The organism is Wansuia hejianensis (assembly GCF_014337215.1).
In the GTDB taxonomy this organism is placed as follows: Bacteria; Bacillota; Clostridia; order Lachnospirales; family Lachnospiraceae; genus Scatomonas; species Scatomonas hejianensis.
In genome coordinates this window covers 3,464,435-3,485,231 of record NZ_CP060635.1, presented here as the reverse complement: position 1 = coordinate 3,485,231, position 20,797 = coordinate 3,464,435, and the positions used below count along the sequence as shown (strand labels likewise).

General features: G+C 49.2%; 21 protein-coding genes, 1 pseudogene and 1 other annotated feature (1 of these 23 only partly in view). Of the genes and pseudogenes, 11 read left to right on the top strand and 11 right to left on the bottom strand.

Annotated features, from left to right (window positions below):
* Positions 1–67, bottom strand: a sequence feature (ribosomal protein L10 leader region); it reaches 69 nt to the left of the window's first position.
* 170 nt (positions 68–237) lie between these two features.
* From rplA to H9Q79_RS15935, 7 genes are all read right to left on the bottom strand, one after another.
* Positions 238–930 carry a 50S ribosomal protein L1 gene (gene rplA / locus H9Q79_RS15965; RefSeq protein ID WP_118646947.1) on the bottom strand — a complete coding sequence of 231 codons (693 nt, stop codon included), beginning with the start codon at positions 928–930 and terminating at the stop codon, positions 238–240.
* 92 nt (positions 931–1,022) lie between these two features.
* Entirely contained in the window at positions 1,023–1,448 is a 426-nt protein-coding gene (rplK, locus tag H9Q79_RS15960; RefSeq protein ID WP_118646946.1) for a 50S ribosomal protein L11, read from the bottom strand.
* A gap of 57 nt (positions 1,449–1,505) precedes the next feature.
* A complete protein-coding gene (nusG, locus tag H9Q79_RS15955; protein WP_118646945.1) occupies positions 1,506–2,027 on the bottom strand; it encodes a transcription termination/antitermination protein NusG in 522 nt (173 codons plus the stop codon).
* Between the two features lie 16 nt (positions 2,028–2,043).
* On the bottom strand, positions 2,044–2,283 hold the full coding sequence (gene secE, locus H9Q79_RS15950; protein WP_118646986.1) for a preprotein translocase subunit SecE: 240 nt from the start codon (positions 2,281–2,283) through the stop codon (positions 2,044–2,046).
* An 18-nt stretch (positions 2,284–2,301) separates the two neighbouring features.
* Positions 2,302–2,451: a 50S ribosomal protein L33 gene (gene rpmG, locus H9Q79_RS15945; RefSeq protein WP_118646944.1), complete on the bottom strand. Its 150-nt coding sequence runs from the start codon at positions 2,449–2,451 to the stop codon at positions 2,302–2,304.
* Positions 2,452–2,678: 227 nt separating this feature from the next.
* Positions 2,679–3,191, bottom strand: a complete 513-nt coding sequence (locus H9Q79_RS15940; protein WP_118646942.1) for a ferritin — start codon at positions 3,189–3,191, stop codon at positions 2,679–2,681.
* A 92-nt stretch (positions 3,192–3,283) separates the two neighbouring features.
* Complete coding sequence (locus H9Q79_RS15935; RefSeq protein ID WP_118646940.1) at positions 3,284–5,149, bottom strand: DUF975 family protein; 1,866 nt, start codon at positions 5,147–5,149, stop codon at positions 3,284–3,286.
* Positions 5,150–5,561: 412 nt separating this feature from the next.
* Between H9Q79_RS15935 and H9Q79_RS15930 the strand changes: the two genes are divergently transcribed.
* The 10 genes and pseudogenes from H9Q79_RS15930 to H9Q79_RS15890 all read left to right on the top strand — a co-directional run bounded on the left by H9Q79_RS15930 (position 5,562) and on the right by H9Q79_RS15890 (position 15,244).
* Entirely contained in the window at positions 5,562–6,929 is a 1,368-nt protein-coding gene (locus H9Q79_RS15930) for an MATE family efflux transporter (protein WP_118646984.1), read from the top strand.
* 192 nt (positions 6,930–7,121) lie between these two features.
* Positions 7,122–7,694: a TetR/AcrR family transcriptional regulator gene (locus H9Q79_RS15925; protein ID WP_118646938.1), complete on the top strand. Its 573-nt coding sequence runs from the start codon at positions 7,122–7,124 to the stop codon at positions 7,692–7,694.
* A gap of 83 nt (positions 7,695–7,777) precedes the next feature.
* Positions 7,778–8,068 (top strand): DUF1330 domain-containing protein, encoded by a 291-nt coding sequence (locus tag H9Q79_RS15920; RefSeq protein ID WP_118646936.1) that lies wholly within the window; start codon positions 7,778–7,780, stop codon positions 8,066–8,068.
* Between the two features lie 3 nt (positions 8,069–8,071).
* Entirely contained in the window at positions 8,072–8,923 is an 852-nt protein-coding gene (locus H9Q79_RS15915; RefSeq protein ID WP_249328713.1) for an MBL fold metallo-hydrolase, read from the top strand.
* 581 nt (positions 8,924–9,504) lie between these two features.
* Positions 9,505–10,527 carry an anaerobic sulfite reductase subunit AsrA gene (gene asrA, locus H9Q79_RS15910; protein ID WP_118646931.1) on the top strand — a complete coding sequence of 341 codons (1,023 nt, stop codon included), beginning with the start codon at positions 9,505–9,507 and terminating at the stop codon, positions 10,525–10,527.
* Positions 10,514–10,785, top strand: a pseudogene (locus H9Q79_RS18575) (anaerobic sulfite reductase subunit AsrB); the annotation flags it as partial. The gene asrA and the pseudogene H9Q79_RS18575, both read left to right, overlap by 14 nt.
* Before the next feature lie 155 nt (positions 10,786–10,940).
* Positions 10,941–11,132, top strand: coding sequence for a ferredoxin-like domain-containing protein (locus tag H9Q79_RS18705; protein ID WP_408646481.1), 192 nt, complete (start codon positions 10,941–10,943; stop codon positions 11,130–11,132).
* A 21-nt stretch (positions 11,133–11,153) separates the two neighbouring features.
* A complete protein-coding gene (locus tag H9Q79_RS18700; RefSeq protein ID WP_330596834.1) occupies positions 11,154–11,426 on the top strand; it encodes a hypothetical protein in 273 nt (90 codons plus the stop codon).
* 234 nt (positions 11,427–11,660) lie between these two features.
* On the top strand, positions 11,661–13,397 hold the full coding sequence (locus H9Q79_RS15895) for an ABC transporter ATP-binding protein (RefSeq protein WP_249328712.1): 1,737 nt from the start codon (positions 11,661–11,663) through the stop codon (positions 13,395–13,397).
* The gene (locus H9Q79_RS15890; protein WP_118646927.1) at positions 13,394–15,244 is read left to right on the top strand and encodes an ABC transporter ATP-binding protein; all 1,851 of its coding nucleotides are present in this window, start codon (positions 13,394–13,396) and stop codon (positions 15,242–15,244) included. The genes H9Q79_RS15895 and H9Q79_RS15890 overlap by 4 nt, the downstream gene beginning before the upstream one ends.
* 46 nt (positions 15,245–15,290) lie before the next feature.
* Here the strand turns inward: H9Q79_RS15890 and H9Q79_RS15885 are convergent, their stop codons facing one another.
* Positions 15,291–16,106, bottom strand: a complete 816-nt coding sequence (locus tag H9Q79_RS15885; RefSeq protein ID WP_249328711.1) for a MerR family DNA-binding transcriptional regulator — start codon at positions 16,104–16,106, stop codon at positions 15,291–15,293.
* A 439-nt stretch (positions 16,107–16,545) separates the two neighbouring features.
* Here H9Q79_RS15885 and H9Q79_RS15880 point away from each other — a divergent pair, with 439 nt between their 5' ends.
* The gene (locus H9Q79_RS15880) at positions 16,546–17,418 is read left to right on the top strand and encodes an Rpn family recombination-promoting nuclease/putative transposase (RefSeq protein WP_249328710.1); all 873 of its coding nucleotides are present in this window, start codon (positions 16,546–16,548) and stop codon (positions 17,416–17,418) included.
* 324 nt (positions 17,419–17,742) lie between these two features.
* Here H9Q79_RS15880 and H9Q79_RS15875 read toward each other — a convergent pair whose 3' ends face one another.
* The 3 genes from H9Q79_RS15875 to H9Q79_RS15865 form a co-directional block, all read right to left on the bottom strand.
* On the bottom strand, positions 17,743–18,624 hold the full coding sequence (locus H9Q79_RS15875; protein WP_118648373.1) for a MerR family transcriptional regulator: 882 nt from the start codon (positions 18,622–18,624) through the stop codon (positions 17,743–17,745).
* A gap of 262 nt (positions 18,625–18,886) precedes the next feature.
* Positions 18,887–19,828 carry an ABC transporter permease gene (locus H9Q79_RS15870; protein ID WP_118648351.1) on the bottom strand — a complete coding sequence of 314 codons (942 nt, stop codon included), beginning with the start codon at positions 19,826–19,828 and terminating at the stop codon, positions 18,887–18,889.
* 9 nt (positions 19,829–19,837) lie between these two features.
* The gene (locus tag H9Q79_RS15865; protein WP_118648353.1) at positions 19,838–20,797 is read right to left on the bottom strand and encodes an ABC transporter permease; all 960 of its coding nucleotides are present in this window, start codon (positions 20,795–20,797) and stop codon (positions 19,838–19,840) included.

The window sequence follows — 20,797 nt, the reverse complement described above, 5'->3', positions numbered from 1 at the left end:
CCTCGGCAGGCGTTTGCTTCTTACGCCATACGGCACCTGCTGTCTTCGGCGTGATACTAAATTATAGTACCATTAACCGGAACCGTTGTCAATACCATTTTTGATCTCCGCTCCAATTCCTACCGCTTTCCAATAATCCGCAAACTTATAGACTTTTTGCTGTCATTCTACACAAAAGAGGCCGCCGCCCCGCAGATTCTCATCTGCCTGGGCGTCGGCCTCTTTGTATGGCATATATTATGCAAGCTTAACAGGGTTAATCTTCACGCCAGGTCCCATGGTCGGGGCAACAGTAACACTTCTTAGATACTGTCCCTTCAGGGCTGCTGGTTTTGCCTTGTTAATTGCACCTATCAGCGTCTGGAAGTTGTCCGCTAACTGCTCCTCTGTGAAAGAAGCTTTTCCGATTGGCACGTGAATGATATTTGTTTTGTCAAGACGATACTCAACTTTACCAGCCTTGATATCTGCAATCGCTTTGGTCACATCCATGGTTACAGTACCGGATTTCGGGTTGGGCATTAAGCCTTTTGGGCCCAGCACACGTCCCAGACGTCCTACGACGCCCATCATATCCGGTGTAGCTACTACTACATCGAAATCCAGCCAGCCTTCGTTCTGGATCTTCGGAACAAGTTCCTCCGCCCCTACGAAATCTGCGCCTGCCGCAGCGGCCTCTTCAGCTTTTGCGCCCTTGGCGAATACCAGCACACGCACGGTCTTGCCGGTTCCATGGGGCAGTACGACGGCACCACGGATCTGCTGGTCTGCATGACGTCCGTCACAGCCTGTACGGATGTGAGCTTCGATTGTCTCATCAAATTTGGCTACGGCTAACTTCTTTACCAGAGCAATGGCCTCCTCCGTATCGTAAAGGTTAGCACGGTTTACTGCTTTCGCAGCCTCTAAATATTTTTTACCATGTTTCATATCTAAATAACCTCCTAGTGGTAATTGCGGGATTCTCCCTCCCACGTCTCTTTTTCAAAGTAACTGTTCCAAACTGAGCCCGTTATTCGGAATTATTCCTCTACGGTGATGCCCATGCTTCTTGCGGTTCCGGCAATCATGCTCATGGCCGCTTCGATAGTCGCCGCATTCAGATCCGGCATCTTCATCTCAGCGATCTCGCGTACTTTGTCTTTGGAAATAGTAGCAACCTTGGTCTTATTCGGAACACCTGAACCGGATTTGAGGTTGCAGGCCTTCTTCAGCAAAACGGCTGCCGGTGGAGTTTTGGTTACAAAGCTGAAACTTCTGTCTGCGTATACAGTAATTACAACCGGGATGATCAGATCTCCCTTATCCGCAGTCCTGGCATTGAACTCCTTTGTAAACTGTACGATGTTGACGCCATGCTGTCCAAGCGCGGGACCAACCGGGGGGGCTGGTGTTGCCTTTCCAGCAGGAATCTGTAATTTAATATAACCTGTTACTTTCTTTGCCATTTTTCGGCACCTCCTATAAAATGTGGTATTTGCGGGGATTTCCCTCCCACGGGCCGCTTATCCGACCTTCTTGACTTCTGCGAAACTTATTTCTACTGGCGTTTCGCGGCCGAACAGCTCAACATTGATGGTGACAACCTGCTTGGTCTTGTTGATGTTCTGGATCACTCCGGTGGTATCCTTCCATGCGCCGCCGATAACGACTACGGAATCTCCCACCTCCAGATCGATGACAACCTTGTCCTCATCCTTGATTCCCAGAGGCATCATCTCCTCAGGAGTCAGCGGGACAGGCTTGGAGCCGGGTCCTACAAACCCAGTTACACCCCGGGTGTTCCTGACCACGTACCAGGTATCATCATTCATGACCATGTTCAGCAGAACATAACCCGGAAACATCTTTTTCTGCACCTGCCTCTTGGTTCCGTTCTTAACTTCAATCACGTCTTCCATGGGGACACGCACTTCCAGAATCTGATCCTCCAGATGCCTGTTCTCAATTGTTTTCTCAATATTGGCTTTCACCTTGTTCTCATAACCTGAATAAGTATGAACTACATACCATTTTGCTTCTGACATTGACTCACCCTTATCCTTACTTGATTATAAACTCAACAAGCTGTAACGCCACACTGTCTACCAGCGTAATCAGAGCACAGATAATCGCAGAGATAACTACAACCGCAACGGTCTGTTTTCCCAATGTCTTCTTGTCAGTCCAGATGATTTTTTTGAACTCAGCTTTCAGCCCTTTGAACCAGCTTTTCTTGGTTTTCTTGTCCTTTTGATCCTTCTTGTCGGACTTTGAGGACGTTTTTACCGCGTCATCTGCCATATCTTCACCTCGCCCCAATTACTTGGTCTCTTTGTGTAACGTGTGTTTCTTACAGAATCTGCAGTATTTGCTGGTTTCCATTCTGTCCGGATGATTCTTTTTCTCTTTTGTCATGTTGTAGTTCCGTTGTTTACACTCCGTACATGCCAATGTGATTTTTACGCGCACGACTTCCACCTCCACTGTGTATTTGCGTTTTACACGGTCTAAAAAAGCCTGTCCTCAGCCGCATAACCTCAGGGTACTCCGGATTCACGCCCATCGGCGGGAGCACTCTGTGCCATAAGGTATTCATCTGCTGTTTTCAGGCATAAAAAAAAGACCTACTTCCATGTCGCTATACAACTATAGCATGAAGCAGGTCTTATGTCAAGATTTTTTAATACATATAATGCTTAAAGAACCAGCGACGGAGCCGCATACACCCTGGCTGCCAGCTCGCCGTCCATCATGTAGAGCGATCTGGGGTCTGATCCGAAAAGCTCAAATTTCTTAATCAGGTTATCGGCGTTCGTCTCCTCCTCGCCCTGTTCTTTCACAAACCAGTCAAGGAACTGCATGGTCCGGAAATCCTTGACCGCGTTCGCGGCGTCGTATATGGTATGGATCAGGCCGGTGACATACTGCTCATGCGCATAGCCTGCCCGGAGCGGCGCATCGAAGGAATCCAGCTTCTGGTCCGGCCTGTCAATAGCCTCGAGAGTTACCTTACATCCGTTATTCTGAAGGTATTTGATCATCAGCATCGCATGGTCTCGTTCTTCCTGCGCCTGAACATTATACCAGTTGGCAAATCCCTCCAGCCCCTGCTCTGTATAATAATTTGCGAAGTCCAGATACAGATAGGCGGAGTAAAATTCTTTGTTAACCTGTGTATTTAACAGTTCAGCTACTTTTGTATCCAGCATTTTATTATCTCCTTTTCTTCTGATGTCAGCTTGCTGCACATATATTGTATCACTTTATCGGGTGTGCTGCAATTCTGAATTATTCCCAGGAATTATTCTTTCCTCGTCATCAAAAGCTCAGCCGTCCCGCCGGCATGGAGCTGCCCGGCAGAAGCAGAGGTAACTCCTTCTCCTGTATTGGGATTACCTGATGAGTAAACCACATCGGTACAGAACGCCCCTAAAAGGATTGCGCACAGCGGGACTGCCGCCCGCGCAGGAATCCGCCTCAGCATATTGTCCAGCAGCGGCGCCAACACATATACAAATATCATACCCATAATTCCAAAGACCAGCAGCCCCTCCGCGCAGATTCTGCCATGCAGGTTCAGGAAATACCCGCTGTAATCCCACCATTTAGCTCCGCCGTGAAGAATTTCCAGAACCAGCGAAGTAAAATATTCCACACATCCGCACAGCACCATTATGGATAGGAATTCCCAGAAAGGAGATTTTCTCAGCCTATTCAGGACTACTAGGACCAGAACGCCTCCCGTCCCGTAGATCGGCAGCCACGGGCCGTGCAGGACGCCCCGGTTTACGAAGTCTCCGTACACCACCATGTGCTGGCTGACCTCCCATACCCATCCAAAGAGGGAGAAAATGAAAAACAGCAGGATCAACGAACACAGTGAATACCGGCGCATATAGTGCAGGCTCTCTACCCGCCTGTTTTTCTGCCTTTCCGGTATCGGAGAGAGCCTTCCCGGATAAGCCTTGCCTTCAATGGCCTCTTTCCAGACGGCGTATTTAATAAGCTTCGCCTGGGTTTCCTCATATTCCTTCTCTTCCCTGCGGTAAAAAAGTGCTATTCCAAAATTCCTTGCCAGGAACCCCCGCATTCCCCGCAGGTCCTTCGACTCATCCGGCTGGCTCAGTGCTTCAATGGCGTCAGCATAAGCCTCGCGTATCACATCTTCACCGGCTTTTTCATACAGATATCTGTCATTCAAAAGCTCCGTTCCTTCTATTCCTGCCTCTTTGGAAATCCTGCGTATCTCCGTATAATATTCGCTGAACGCCGCTACTTTATAAGGATTGGAATAAAAAACCGCCGTGGCGCCAAAGGTCAGTGCGCCGAGGATTTCCCAGCCTATGTATGAAAGCTCGAAGACAAAGCACTGCCACTTATGGCCCTTCATCATCCTTCTGGAAAGCGTGATGGCCATTCCCGGGGATATGTCCGGGTTCTCAGCCACAATATACGGTATCAGATAGTAGGAATACCGTTTAATAATGCCGCCCACAATTGTCAGTGTCCACAAAGTCAGGTATAAAGCCGACAGAAGCATGGTACAGGCAGCCTTAAACCACTTCCTCACACGGAGCAGGAACATGAATCGCTGAACCGGCAGTTTTTCATAGGTGCGGCCTTCCAGAAAAATACGCCGGGAAATGGCCGTATACAGATTCTTAATTAAAAACCAGAACAAAAAGATGAGCAGAAAGCTGCCGATGATCCAGATAACAGCGCTCACGCTTCTGGAGCCCGTAATTGAATTCAGCGCTGAGATTAATGAAACATAGATACCGCCGGAGGTAATATCATTCACCAGCCCCGCCAGCACTCCCTGGGTCCTCCCCAGCATCGGGTTCCCGTTCCTGGATGCTTCGATATCCTGTTCTCTCAGTCTGTCCGCCAGGTTTCGCGCGTCCTCTTCCCTGCCCGCCAGCATATCATACACCACGTCCACAATCCCCTCCCGGGAACTGACCTCCATCCTCACCGTTTCTTCAGATTCGCCAAAAGCCCCCTCCGCCGGGTATCCGATATTCGCGGTCTGCGCCTTTATGCCGTTCAGGGAACTTCCAAATTCTGATCCCAGAAAAGCCGCAATCAGACAGGCTGCCACCAGTACCAGATAATGCTTTTTTAAAACCCGCCGTCCTCTGTGTTTCATATCACGTCTTGTTATCATTCTCCTGTGCCCTCATCTGCCTTCTATGTTTGGTCTTCAGTTAACCGCATACTCCCCGGAAGTGATGCGGCTTCAATGGGCCAGAACAAGCCTGGCTCATTTTTTACGCATAACCATATAATCCGGGAAATTTGTCCCCGGATCACATTATATATGACATCTGCAGTCTTCGCAACTGTAAGAAATTTTTCAGGCGCACTTCCTTTGCTGCAAGCACGAGAGATTCTGTCCGAGTATCTATAGAAGACTGGGCCTCACCTAGAATCAGCGCCGGAGAATCGGCCGCCGCCAGAAAATTCTTTTCTTGCTTTCCGTCAGCCGCATGATTATACTGTTTCTAGTGCCTGAGCACAATCTGTCATGTCAGATACATCAATTTATCCAGGAGTTTACACAGATCATGCAGCAAAAGATAAAACATACCAATGATTTCGGCAATGACCCGATTCCTTCCTTAGTCCTGCGCCTGTCTGTTCCCTTCATGTTCGCGCAGTTTGTGAATGTTCTGTACAGCATTGTGGACAGAATCTATATCGGCAATATCCCCGGGTCCGGGAGCGTCGCTCTGGCAGGGGCGGGGGTGTGCGCACCTATCATTACGCTCCTCTCTTCCTTTGGCACCCTGGTGGGTATCGGGGGTTCTATTCTGTTCTCCATGAGGCTGGGGCAGGACAATAAACGGCAGGCGCGGCTGATTCTCGGCAACTGTTTCAGCGTACTGCTGATCTTTTCTGCCGTTCTGACACTGGTGTTTCTGCTCACTAAGGGATATCTTCTGAGCTGGTTCGGGGCCAGCCAGACTACGTACCCTTACGCCGATACCTACCTGACCATCTATACCTGCGGGACCTTTTTTGCCCTGCTTTCCATCGGTATGAATTATTTTATCACTGCCCAGGGATTTCCCCTTCTGGGTATGGCTACAACCCTGATCGGCGCAGTCCTGAATATTTTGCTGGACCCGCTGTTTATCTTCGTGTTTCATATGAATATAGCGGGGGCGGCCGTTGCCACAGTGCTGTCGCAGCTGGCCTCCTGCGTCTTTGTTCTGCTGGTGCTTCTCCGGAAACGCATGCCTATTCGTCTCTGCCTTCTGCGGCCGGCCGGACGGCTGCTTGGGCAAATTATGGGCCTGGGCTTTTCCCCGTTCCTGATCCTGGCGACCGACAGTATCATCATCATTGCTATGAATGCGGCCCTGCAGTATCACGGAGGCCCCGGATATGGAGATACTCTCATCACCTGCGCCACAATTGTACAGAGCTACATGATGCTGATTACATCACCCATGTTGGGAATTACCGGTGGAAGCCAGCCGCTGATCAGCTTTAACCTGGGGGCCGGAAAACAGGACCGCATCTGCAGGATTATCCGCTGTGTCCTGCTGCTGTGCATCTGTTTTACATCTGTGATGTTCCTGCTGTCCAGGATACTGCCTTCAGCCTTTGCCCGTATCTTCACGGCGAATCCGGAATACATACAGCTGTCTGTCTGGGGCATCCACGTATTTACAATGATGATCATTCCTCTGTCGCTCCAGTACACATTCGTGGATTCACTGACAGCCCTGGGGATGACAAAGCTCTCCCTGACTTTGTCTCTGTTCCGTAAAACACTGTATCTCCTGGCCGCCTGCCTCCTGCCCTTCGCCTTTGATCCATCTGGCTCCTTCTATGCGGAACCTGTCGCAGACGGCACAGGCGCATTCCTTTCTACGGCAGTTTATCTGTTTATCTATTTTAAATATCTGAGAAAACCGGGAAGCCTCCAGTCCATATGAAACCATCTTTCTGCGCGTCTCAGAACCTTACAGCACAGCAGGCAGTTGCCAGATCGAAGCGACAGCCACAGGATAGCCACAGAAAACCCGAAATACTTGGTTCAACAGTAACCCAATTCTAACGGGATATACATTGACATCTGATGTATAGAGCGCTATAATGCAAGTATTCACTTGCGCCAGGAGAAAACAATGTTTGATGAGACACAGGCAAAAATCATACAAGCCACTATGAATCTGGTCATGGAAAAAGGTTATTCTTCCACAACCACCAAAGATATAGCCCTTCATGCCGGTATCAATGAATGTACTATTTTCCGCAAATTTCACGGAAAAAAGGATATCGTACTTTCGGCCATGCAGCTTCCAGAATGGAATCCCGGGCTGGAGGAATCTGATTTTACCTGGTGCGGCGACCCGGAAAGTGATCTTGTCTCCTTCGCCGAGACCTATATGCGCCATGTAACACCGCGGATGGTAAAAGTCTCCATTGGCCTGCGCACCCCGGAGCTTTATCCCGATACCGCCGAAGGTATCCTGAAAGTTCCCTGTGTATTTAAGGCTGTCCTGCTGAGATATTTTCAGTCTATGCTTGTAAAAGGGAACATCAGGAATACGGACTGCGAGTCTATGTCCATGGCTTTTCTATCCATGTGCTTTGGTTTTGTATTTTTTAGAGCTTCTTTTGGGGAAAAGCTGTCAGCCCTTCCGGAAAAGCAGTATATATCTGAAAGTGTACGGATTTTTTTAAAAGGCATCGGTTAATGCACAATCCTGGTGCCTTTGTTTTTGCCCGCAACGCAAGTGTTTACTTGCATCCACATCTGTTAACCAAAAAGGAGGGTATTATGGTTTATTTTATTGCAGCTATCATGATTGATCCACAGAAAGGTGCCGGAGAATATGAAGGCTACATCCGAAGAGTAAAGCCTGTTGTGGAACGGTATGGAGGCCGCTATCTCCTCAGATCAGAAAAAATCACGCCTCTTACCAGCCGCTGGGAACCTGACAGGATGATCGTGATTGAATGGGATTCCAGAGAGCAGCTGGAACTTTGCTTCAATTCGTCAGCTTACAGAAAAATCGCCGGGATGCGTGAAAACTCCGTAGACAGCCGGGCAGTGATTGTGGAGGGATGATAAATGGAACTATGCAGAAATATTCATCAGATACGGATTGATTTCCAGGTAACAGAGACTGTGAGCCGTTACGTGTTTATTTATCTGATTACCGGAAAAAACTGTTACCTCATAGATACAGGCACGGCCGGGAGTGAACATCAGATTGCCGCGTACATGACAGCCATCGGCCGGAGCATCCGGGAGATTAAAGCCATCCTGCTGACCCATTCTCATCCTGACCATATGGGAGGTGCAGCCGCAGTACAAAGGGCTTCCGGCTGTAATATATATGCTTCCTGCAGGGAACAAACCTGGATTGAAAACATAGACATACAATTCAGAGTACGCCCGGTTCCTAACTTTTACAAACTGCTGAAGGAACCGGCAGCCGTGGACCATCCGCTTAAGGATGGAGAGCAGATATGCCTTGAACCCGGCCTAACCTCCATAAGCCTGGAAACGCCCGGACATTCTCCGGGCTCCCTGACTTACCTCTTCAATGAAAAACACATTTTGTTCACCGGAGATGCCATACCGGCAAGAGATGATTTTCCGATATTTTCAGATCTGCCGAAAAGCCTCTCATCCCTCCATAAACTAAGCAGTCTTCCGGACATCCTGACCTGCTGCCCCGCGTGGGACAGAGTGTATCGCAGAGAAGAAATGAGCAGCAGAATCCGGCAAGCCGAAGCGCTCCTGCGCAGTCTGGATTCCTGCATTCAGACTGCGCTGGGAAGGGCAGATCTGAAGCCCGGTGAAGAAAAGCTGAATTATATCTGCGGATCTATGGGATGGAATCCGGCGCTCATAAACCCTTTGCTAAAAAAAGCCTTGCTGCATCAATGCAGAGCATTGCGCAATATTCAGAGATAACTCTTCTGGGGGGGGGGGTGGAATTTTTAAGCTATATTTATCATGACGGGAATCTCCATCGATACCAGGGCAATCAGCTTACTTTTTCTGCTGGAACTACAAACAGAAAAAAGGATGAATTTGGGAAACAATTCAGTTTTTCGGTTACTGCATCAGAATCAATTTCGATTAAACCATGCACAACACTTACACCTTTTAGGCATACTTATTACACCTTTTAGAACAACACAAACTATCCTTCCAACCTCCAAGGCATGCATTACGGAATACTGTTAAGTATACCACCAGAATCTATGACAGTCTATATCTATAGACATCTCACCTCATAAACGTGAAAATTCCTCTTTAGAAATGCAAACATTTTTATCAGCTTTTAAGATATTATAAAGAAGTGAAGAAAACTATGTAAATTACAAAATAAAACGATTTATTTCTAACAGCCAGATAAATCCCACTTTCAAAGGCATATGTTGCACAGGCAACGTTTATTCTCCACCTTTTGTGATATCTTTAGTACAACAGCAATCGGGGATGTTAAATATTTAACATCAAATTATCTAAGGATTTTGGGAGATGTAGCCATGGGTTTTATCACACAGCAGGAGCAGCCGGATGCTCTGCTTGAGCACTTGAGGGCTGATTATACCATTTATGCGCCTAAGCGCTATGTGGGCGGCGGTTCTTTTTCCGATACATACTGTGTTCGATATGGTGAGATACAGTCAGTGAACGAAATTATCTTTGATGAAAAATCGCAGTATTCTTTTAAAGAAGTCCTGCTACCGGTCTCGCAGACTCTGTTTTATTTCACAGAGCATGAGGTGAAGGAGGCGGATGCGCCCGTCAAAGGCGCTGTCATCTTTCTCCGAAGCTGTGATATTCACGCATTAAAACGGCTGGATGACATGTATCTTCATAACGGCCCGGAGGATTATTATTACAGGCGGCTCAGGGATCGCATTAAGCTGGTGTTAATGGGATGCGGGGATTCTTTTGAGAACTGCTTTTGTGTCAGCATGGACATAAATATTGCAGATCACTATGACCTGAGCACAGACGCCGTCGGCGGTCAATATTTTCTGGACAGCAAGGATTCTGAATGGTCACAGTTTCTTTGTGGATTAGGTATTCCTAAGCAGCCGGTGGTTCCCGCCCATGTGACTGAAAACACTGTAACACTTTCAATTCCTGACAATCTGGACTGCTCTGTGAGCGGCAGCAGTATATGGACGGAATACGACAGCCGCTGCATAAACTGCGGGCGGTGTAACTTTGTCTGCCCCACCTGCACCTGTTTTTCCATGCAGGATCTCTTTTACTCCGAAAATGCGAGAGCAGGTGAACGCCGGAGGGTATGGGCCTCCTGTATGGTAGATGGCTTTACGGATGTGGCCGGAGGCAGAAGTTACCGGAAGCAGAACGGGCAGCGCATGCGGTTCAAGGTTTTGCACAAGGTTCTGGATTATAAGCAGCGCAATGGCTATCACATGTGTGTGGGCTGTGGGCGATGCGACGATATCTGCCCGGAATATATTTCTTTTTCCAATTGTGTTAACCGGTTAGAAAACGCTATGAAGGAGGTATCCAGCCATGTTGCAGAATGATTACATACCCTTTTCCTCTGAAATAATGGACGTAATCCGCCATACGGCGATTGAATATACTTTCCGCATGTCCTGTAAAAGCGTCGTCAGACCCGGGCAGTTTTTGAGGTGTCTATTCCAAAGTATGGCGAAGCGCCTATCTCTGTCAGCGGTATCGGCGACGGCTACGTGGATCTGACGATCCGCAGGGTAGGGAAGGTGACAGATGAAGTTTTTGAACGCTACGTAGGCGATTCACTGTATCTGCGGGGGCCTTGGGAAATGCGGACACTGTAAAATAGGAAAGACTTATATCTGCCTGGACGGCCCGGTCTATAACTATTCTATTGGCAAAAATCTAATTGACTGAAAAGAGGTGAACGCTATGGATATAAATACAAAAAAATTAAAGAAAAACGCTTTCCGCATCCCGCATACGTGTTCCCGGCGGCCACCTGGACGCGAAGTATCTCGGAAAGATTCAGGAAATAGCCGAAACCTACGGGGACGGGACTGTGCACATCACCAACCGTCAGGGCTTTGAGATCCCGGGCATTCCCTTTGATAAAATGCCCGAGGTTAACGCCGCTCTCCAGCCGCTGATTGACGGCCTGGACCCGCAGTGAAAAAAATATTACCGCCTGACATTGTTCGAACGCAGCGGCAAGAAAAACCTGCGGCTGGGCGAAGACTTCATTAAATGGGCAGATGAAGACAGCATCATTAAAATTATTTTAAACACTTACGACTACGTGAAGGAATACATCGATCTCAGCGCTCCCGGCGGCAAAGAACATATCGGCTACATCGTTGACCGGACAGGATTTGAAGAATACAGAAGATGGGCGCTGCGCGGCGTAAAGCTGCCCGGCATCGCAGAGGTTTATACACCTGTTTACTGGAAGGGAGTGAAATACTAATTAAAAGCAAAGCACCAGATACAGCACATGATGAACAGAGGTAAATCAAAGGTGCCGATTCAGGAGGGCAGCCGAAATTAGTTTGTCTGCCCTTGTGAAAACTAAAACCTATTGATTTTTTCCAAACGGAAAAATATAACTTGACTCTCCCATAATAGGATACTTTATAATTGCTCCAAAGAGAGTATACCCGGCAGACTTCAACTAGCTAACAGGAGGAAAATATATTCAGCTATGATCAGACTTCTCAGATTTCTATCACCCTATAAAGGCAGAGCAGCCGCAATGCTTCTTCTGCTGTTCCTACAGGTACTGGGCACACTGTACATTCCCACCCTTACGGCGGATATCGTAAATAGAGGCATCGTAACGGGGGATCTGGATCACATCTGGAGGGTCGGCGGCTTCATGCTGCTGGCAGCCATTTTGACCGCAGGAGTCTCTGTCGCCGTCACCTATCTGACCACATGGATCTTCTCTATCATGGGAAGGGATATCCGGAATGCTCTGTTCCAGAAATCCCAGTCGCTGTCCCTGAATGAATTCAACCGATTCGGCACAGCGTCCATGATCACACGGTGTACCAATGACATCACCCAGATCCAGCAGGCGTATATGGCCGCCATTGAAATGCTTCTGCCCGCCCCGGTCATGACGGTGGCCGGGTTGATTCTGGCATTTTCCAAAGACACTCTGCTGGCATTCTCAATCATTGGAGCGATGCTGGTGGTCTGTCTGTTCGCCTTTCTGGTCAGCCGCAAAGCGCTGCCCATGTTTGCCAGACTTCAGTCCCTGTTGGACAGGTTCACCCGGGTTCTCCGCGAAAATCTCACAGGCATCCGGGTTATACGGGCTTTTAACCGCTCAGACAGTGAAAAAGAACGAGTGGATCAGACTTTCACCGATTATGCCGAAACTGCCATCCGGATCAATAAGATTTTTGCAGCAATGATGCCTGTGATCCTGATTATCATGAACTTCTGTACTTTACTCATCATAGGCGCCGGCGGGCAGCGGGTGGCCGCCGGACGGATGCAGATCGGCGATATCATGGCGCTGATCGAATACGCCATGCTGATCCTCTACTACCTGATCATGGGAATCATGGTGTTCATGATCTTTCCAAGAGCGCAGAGCTGTGCCAACAGGGTCAGCGAAGTCCTGTCCGTTCAACCTGAGGCGCCCGGAACTCCGCGGTCCCACAGGGACAGCAATGAGGCCGCCAGCCCGGCCCGGTTGGAGCTGTGCAATGTTACCTTCCAATATCAGGGAGCGGAGGAGCCTGTGTTGAACAATATCAGCTTTTCCGCCCATAAGGGCCAGACGACGGCAATTATTGGAGGCACCGGTTCCGGAAAGTCCACGGTCGCCAGCCTGATTCCCCGGTTCTACGACATCCAGAGCGGGACGATCCGTATTGACGGCCGCAACATCCGGCATATGCCGAAGCGGGAACTTCGGGATAAGATTGGCTATGTTCCTCAGAAAGCATTTCTGTTCAGCGGCACGATCCTGGATAATTTTCTCCACGGGAAGAAAGACGCCGGGATGGAGGAAATCCGTCACGCAGCCCAGGTCGCGCAGATCAGTGATTTCATCGACAGCCTGGAATCCGGTTATCAGACCTGCGTATCCCAGGGCGGCAGCAATTTTTCCGGCGGTCAGCGGCAGCGGCTCTCCATTGCCAGAGCACTCGTCAAACGGCCGGAAATCTATATTTTTGACGACAGCTTTTCCGCTCTTGATTTTAAGACAGACGCAAGGCTGCGGGCTGCTCTGAGGGAAGAGGTCCGGGACGCGGCCGTCATCCTGGTAGCCCAGCGGATCAGTACAATTATGGATGCGGACCAGATCGTCGTGCTCGATGAGGGCCGGGTCGCAGGAACAGGCACCCACAGAGAGCTGATGGAATCCTGCCAGGTCTACCAGCAGATTGCCCAGTCACAGCTCAGCGAGGAGGAATTAGCATGAGCAGCGAAAAAAGCACCAACGACGCGGCAGAAATCAACCTTTTAGACGATGGTATGAGTGCGGAAAGAGCCCGGAATGCCAAGGGCACCGCCCTCCGCCTACTGAAGAAGCTGATGGAACAGAGATGGAAGCTGTTAGTGGTAATCGTCAGCATTATCATAAGCTCTGTCTTCACCGTACTCTCTCCAAAGCTTATCGGCATAGCCATCAACCAGATATTTAACGGCATTCAGAGCGCCGCCGCAGGCGGAGGCCCCTTCCGTGTAAGCTTTGAGACCATGGGGATGATCCTGCTGGGACTGGCCGGCCTGTATCTGCTCTCTTCACTATTTTCTTTTATTCAGCAGAATACCATGGCCGGCATTTCCCAAACCCTGTCACTTTCTCTGAGAAAAGAAGTCAGCGCAAAGCTGAACCGGCTGCCCCTGAAGTATTTTGACCGCCATTCCAAAGGCGAGATCCTAAGCCGGATAACGAACGATATGGAAAAGGTTTCCGATACCCTTCAGGAAGGAATGATCCAGTTCCTGAGCTCTATTGTGAGCATTCTCGGCGCTTTTCTGATGATGCTGTTCATCAGTCCCCTTTTGACACTGATCGCGTTCGGCACCATCTTCGCCAGTCTGCTCGTGGCCGCGCTCATCTCACAGAAAACACAGCGCAGCTTTTCAGCCAATCAGGAAGCTCTGAGCCGCCTCAACGGGAGCATCGAGGAGGCTTTTACCGGCAATACGGTGATTAAAGCCTTTAATCTGGAGGATCAGATGATTGAAAACACCAGGGTTTTGAATGATAGCCTCTACCGGGAGGGCAAAAAGGCGCTGTTTATGAATTACGCCATCAGCCCTGTCATCCGGCTGATCGGCCAGTTCGGCTATGTGGCCGTCGCCATCCGCGGCGCGATGTACGCCATACAGGGCCGTATCTCCATCGGCGACATCCAGGCATTTATCCAATATGTGAACCAGGTTTCCGAACCGATCACACAGTTTTCCTATACCTGGAACTCTCTGCATGGAGCTGTTGCCGCCGCCGAACACATTTTTCAGATTCTCGACGAAGAGGAAGAGATTCCCGACACCCCCGAACCACTGGCAATTCCCGAACCGAAAGGCAGCGTGAGCTTTGAGCACGTGCACTTCGGCTACAGCGAAGATGCCATATTGATGCAGGATATCTCCTTTGACGTGGAAGCAGGAAGTAAAATCGCAGTCGTCGGCCCTACCGGAGCCGGGAAGACGACTCTTGTCAACCTGCTGATGCGTTTTTATGAATTGCAGGGCGGACGGATTACCATAGACGGCACAGATATTTCAAAAATGAGACGCGCCGACCTGCGTTCCCTGATGGGGATGGTCCTGCAGGATACCTGGCTCTTCGGCGGCACTATCTGGGAAAATATCGCCTATGGCCGCACAGACGCCACAGAAGAAGAGATTTACCAGGCGGCGCGGGCGGCGCGGGCAGATCATTTCATCCGTACAATGCCGGAAGGTTACGACACTGTCCTTGACAATGAAATATCCAGTTTTTCACAGGGGCAGAAGCAGCTTCTTACCATCGCGCGGGCCATACTGGCCGACCCTGCCATCCTGATATTGGATGAAGCCACGTCCAGCGTGGATACACGGACGGAATTAGAGATCCAGAAGGCAATGGACGCCCTGATGAAAGGGCGTACCAGTTTTGTCATCGCCCACCGCCTCTCCACCATCCGCGACGCCGACCACATCCTGGTGATGAACAAGGGGACAATCATCGAACAGGGCAGCCATCAGTCCCTGATGGCCCGGAAGGGCTTTTATGCCGACCTGTATAACAGTCAGTTCACTTCCGCCGCCGGCTGAGACAGTTAGATAGCCGGAGCACCCTTCACCGTACTCCGGCTATCGCTTAAATCTGCATCCGTATCTGGTCTGTCCGCGCATAGCGCAGCTCCAGCTCCGGCACCAGGCAGGAATAATCACTCCCGCTTATCTCTGTCTCAAATACCACGCAAATACCCGGCCGGCTGCGCAGGTCCGGGAAATAACTCTCAAGCTCCCGGTCGCGCCCTCCCGATACCTTCTGGCAGTCAAATTCCAGCGCCGGCACCTTCACGATATTTTTTGCCCCCTCCGGCGCCTCCCCCTCCAGATCCACATACAGATACTGCCGTTCCTCCCGCCCGGTATAATAATACAGCATTCCGCATTCATACCCAATCTGGCAGCCGGCATCCAGAATCCTCTGATAGGTGTCCCCGAACCGCCAGTAATAATCCGCCTCATCCCGCAATCCCTCGCAGGGTTCTGCCCAGATAACCTTCTGCGGAAGCTGCATCGGCACGATCAGCCCCTCCTGCCGAAGCTCCTTTGCCCGCCGGATCTCTGTCTGCATCGCCCGCAGCCAGTCCAGTTCCCGCCGGACAGCGGCAAACTTCTTCTCCATCTGCCTCGTTCCATATTGAATCAGCTCCTCAAAGTGGATCTGATTGCTTCCGTCCTCATAGAACCGGTGAAACTCCTTCAGAGGAATATTCAGCCCTATACAAAGCTTAATAGCTTCCACAATCTGAAGCTGCGGAAACGAATAATAACGGTACCTGCTCTCCGGATCCACATACGCAGGCTTCAAAATGCCGAGGCTGTCATAGTACCGGAGAGATTTGATATTTACATCGGACAATTTAGAAAACTCCCCGATGCTCAGCCATTTATTTTTCTTCATATATGCCGTCGCTCTCTCACTTTTTTGATTTCAGTATAACACATAATAGGGTATCCTTTCAATTCTCCAGCCGGCTTCCCACCGCATTCGCTTTGGCCCGTTCTTCTCCTCATATGGAGCCGCTTAAGCCGAAACGCGTCGCGTTTGCCCGTTCGATTACATCATCCCATCGCTCCAATTTATAAGACATGTGATTGTCCCTTTTCACTGTCCTGACGGCCCAGCTTTCCATCCTCTAAAAATGATAGCAGTTATTCCCAGGCAGAAACACTCGGTATTGCTCTTCTTCAATGCAATTATATATATCCACAGGGCATGCTTACGGGGCTCCCCGATGAATATCATTTGTAAACCGGCAAGCAAAAACGGTGTTGATGTTCATTTGAAGTTGTGATATAATTCATTGTAAGTAGTATTCCTCTGAAGAAACGGAGGATTCATGAGCCAAACTAAAACTCTGGCGGAGCTGACAATTAAGAATAATTTCTTGTTCAGCGCCGTCATGCTGGACCCGGAGAATTGCCGGGGACTTCTCGAGATCATCCTCGGCATTCCCATTGACCGGGTGATTGTCAGCCGGGAACAATGTCTGATCTATCATCCGGAATACCGCAGCGTCCGTCTGGATATCTACGCCAAAGACAGCCGGAATACCCATTATAACGTGGAGATGCAGGTCTCTCCCAAGCCTGCTCTTGCAAAACGCTGCCGCTATTATCACAGCCAGATGGACATGGAGCTGCTTCTGGCCGGAACAGATTATACAGGGCTTCCGGATACCTATGTCATTTTTATCTGTGATTTTGATCCCTTCGGCAGACAAAGATATATATACACCTTTGAAAACTGCTGTATGGAAGACGGACAAATCATGCTGAATGAAGGCTGCAAGACTATATTTCTCAGCACGCGGGGGACCAACAGGAGCGAAATTTCAGCGGAATTAGCAGCTTTCCTGGAATTCGCGGGCGCGGACCTGGCGGGCAGCCAGGGGGAGTTTGACAGCGCTTATGTCAGACAGCTTCAGACGTCCATCAGGAACATCAAAAACAGCAGGGAAATGAGGGAACGTTATATGATCTTTGAAGAACTCTTAAAGGAAGAACGAAGTGAGGGAAAAACAGAGGGCAGAATTGAGGGCAGAATTGAGGCCACGGCCGAAGCCATTCTGGAACTGCTGGAAGTGCTTGGACCTGTCCCGGGACATTTGTCATCAGTAATCTGTTCTGAGACAGACCTGGAACTGCTGAAAAAATGGCACCGCCTGGCAGCCAGATCAACCTCTGTTCAGCAGTTTATTAACAATATGTAAATTAAAATCTATTACCTATTTTCAATTCTATCTAAACGGCAGGCGTTGGGGGATTCCCCCTTTTGCCTGTCATCAGTGGAATCTAATCTCATTGCCTAATCAGGCGTCATTCACTTAACATTCACTTAAAAGTCAGAGGAATACTATTTTAACTGACCCGTAATTAGTATCAGCGGCGCCAAATAACTTTACGCTTCGTTTGTCTAAATTCCATACACCGCGTTGTCATCGGACAGCGCAGCCGACGCTGCACCGCCCTCTTTCACCTCGCAGCATTGAACAGGGTGTCCTACGGGTATGCTTTTTTGAGCACAGCGTTCAGATTCACAAGCACTGCTGCTGCCCGCGGCGCAGATAATACCGATATGCCTCCGCCATGAACTTTGCTGCCCCGCTGCCATGTATTTTATCAAATCCTTCGATCACTTTCTGGTTTTTCAAAAATTCTTCTGTGATTGCTTCCCAGTAATTTTCCCCCATATCCATATCCGGGGCACTTTGTTCTCCTAATTCTATTAATTTCTTTACTGTCTTCTGTACTTCTTCTGACGTCACGTCCCTTGTCAGATCGCTTAACAGCTCTTCAGTCAGTTCCCGGTTTCTCTCTACAAGGCCGTTTTCTTTGATTCTCTCCATTTGCTCCATTCTCTCCGAGAAGTGATCCAGGTTTTCTTTCATCGCGGCTGTGTATTTTTCCACACTTCCATAATATTTGATGGCTGTTTTTGCAATACCGGACTCATGTTCCCTGGTCTTCATGATGAAGTCATTGAAGGCTTCCACGCTTCCCCAGTATCTGATTACGTCTTCGGTTTTGTTGTTTTTAAAATCTTCCAGAGCCTGTATATACCCGCTCAGATCAAATTCTCTGAAACTCATGCACGCCTCACCCTTCTCCAGTTTTTCCAGCAGACTGATTAAGTCATTCAGCCTGTCCCGCTTGATCCTCAGCAGCTCCTTCTGTTTTTTGAACGCTCCTATCCGGTTGAAGTCAGGGTCTTCCAGGATAGCTTTTATCTCCTTCAGCCGAAAATCCAATTCCTTAAAAAATAAAATCTGCTGCAGGATCTCCAGCGCCCTGCTATCATACAGCCGGTAACCGGCTTCTGTAACCTTTGAAGGCTTTAACAGCCCTATTTCATCGTAATACTGTAATGTCCGGACGCTGATTCCGGTCATTTCCGCAACTTCCTTTACTGTTTTCATTCTCATTTTCCCTCTCCGTTCCGGCAAACATACCTGTCCCGCCGCCTGTATGGCAGGTTTTCCTTTATTGTACATTATCACGCAGCGTAAGGGTCAAGCATTAACTGTATTTACCATATGGCCCGCGGATTTTACAGAAGCTCCGGCCGCATCCCTTTCCGGAGGCTTGATGGTAAATTGCACGTCCGTTTCATGACGGACGCACAAACGGGCTTTCCTATGTGCCGAAACACATGAAAGAAAGCCCGCTGACCAAAGGGAATCAATAATTATTATTTTTATAAGACTGATACGATTCAAATGCGATAATTGCTACCAAAAGAAGTCCTCTGATTGCCGTCTGATAATAGGAGTATACCCTCATGATATCCAGAGCATTAGAGAGAACGTTCAGCAGCAATATGCCGGACATTGTTTTCCCGATACTTCCAATCCCTCCAGACAGGCTGGTTCCGCCGATTACGGTTCCCGTAATCACAGACAGCGCCAGAGTGTCGCCATGAGCCGCGGAGCCTGTATTGAGCCGGGATGCGTTTAGTACCCCCGCAATTGCGGCAGTGAGTGATGCGATCACAAAAACCATAGTCTTATCGCGGACTACCTTAACTCCGCTGAAATGAGCGACCTCACGGCTGCCTCCTATCGTATATACATTTCTTCCGAACCTGGTCTGACGCAGGACATATCCTGTAATCAGCACGCAGATCACCATGATGAGCACCATCACAGGAATGCCCAGCACAGAGCTGTTGCCGATATTCTGGAACCAGCTGCTCTGGCTCTGCACGGGCTTTCCGTCAGAGATTCTCAGCGCCGCCCCCTTTATGATATACTGCATGCCGATCGTCACAATAAATGAGCTGATCCCGCATTTGGCAATCAGGAAGCCGTTTACCAGCCCGATGAGGGCGGCCGCTCCCAACGCAAAAAGGATTGCGCCCGCCTGCCCGATTTTGGGTTCCAGCATCACGCAGAGCAGCCCTGTCAAAGCCATCGTGGACCCTACGGACAGGTCGAATTCACCGCTGATGATTGCAAAGGTCATGCCGCACGCGGTTATCCCGTATATCGACACCTGCACCAGCACATTAATCAGATTGCTTCCTGTCAGAAATCCCGGGATAAAGATGCTGGTGAACACGCAAAACAGCACTAAAATAACAAGCGTCTTCTGTTCCTTTAAAAATACTTTTGCCTTTGTCATACTGTCCTCCTATGCCTTCTTCATCTGGCTGCGGTTCCAGGCATCAAACGCAATCGCCAGAATCAGCACAGCGCCTTTTACAATATTCTGGTCATATGATACGAAGCCCATAAGATTCATGGCATTCGACAAAACCTGCAATGTAATGACGCCGATCACTGCCTTCCAGACGCTTCCTCTTCCTCCATTCAGGCTTATCCCGCCCAGGACGGCGGCCACTATCGCATCCATCTCGTAACCACTTCCCGCATTCGGATTCGCTCCGGACGTCCGGGAGGTCAGAATAATGGCCGCAGCGGCGCTCATAAAACCCATTACAATATAACTCGTCAGAACTGTTTCAGAGGTGCGAAGGCCAGACAGACGGCTGCACTCCTGGTTATAGCCCAGCATATGCAGGGTACGCCCGAATCTGCTCTTCGATTCCACAATGCCCAGAACCAGGATCAGGACTGCCCAGATGATGATCGGATAAGAGATATATTTTCCAACAGTTCCCATTCCGATCTGGCTGTAAAATTCCGAGCTGCTGCCGGGCAGGGTAAAGCCTTGAGTATACAAGAGACAAACAGCCGAAAACAATAGGTTTGTACCAAAGGTAATCATCAGTGAACCGCCGGAATCGGCATGAGATTTCACGATAATGATTCCGTTGACAAATCCCAGAAAACAGCCAATCAGGAGTGCGCACAGGATCGCCAGGCCCACAGGCATGTGATTCTGAAGCGTAATTGCCATCAGGCCTGTCAAGCTTACCTGAGAACCGATGGACAGATCCATATGGCCGGATATCAGCACATAGGAAAGACCCACCGTCAATATCCCTAATATACAGCTCTGTTTCAATATATTCGTCAGGTTCCGCACGGTAAAGAAGCTGTCCGAAAAAGCGGCCGCGATCAGACAGAATATGATGAGCAAAAGAATATTTGCATATTTATAAAGCAGGCTTAACTTTTTGTTTTTCAT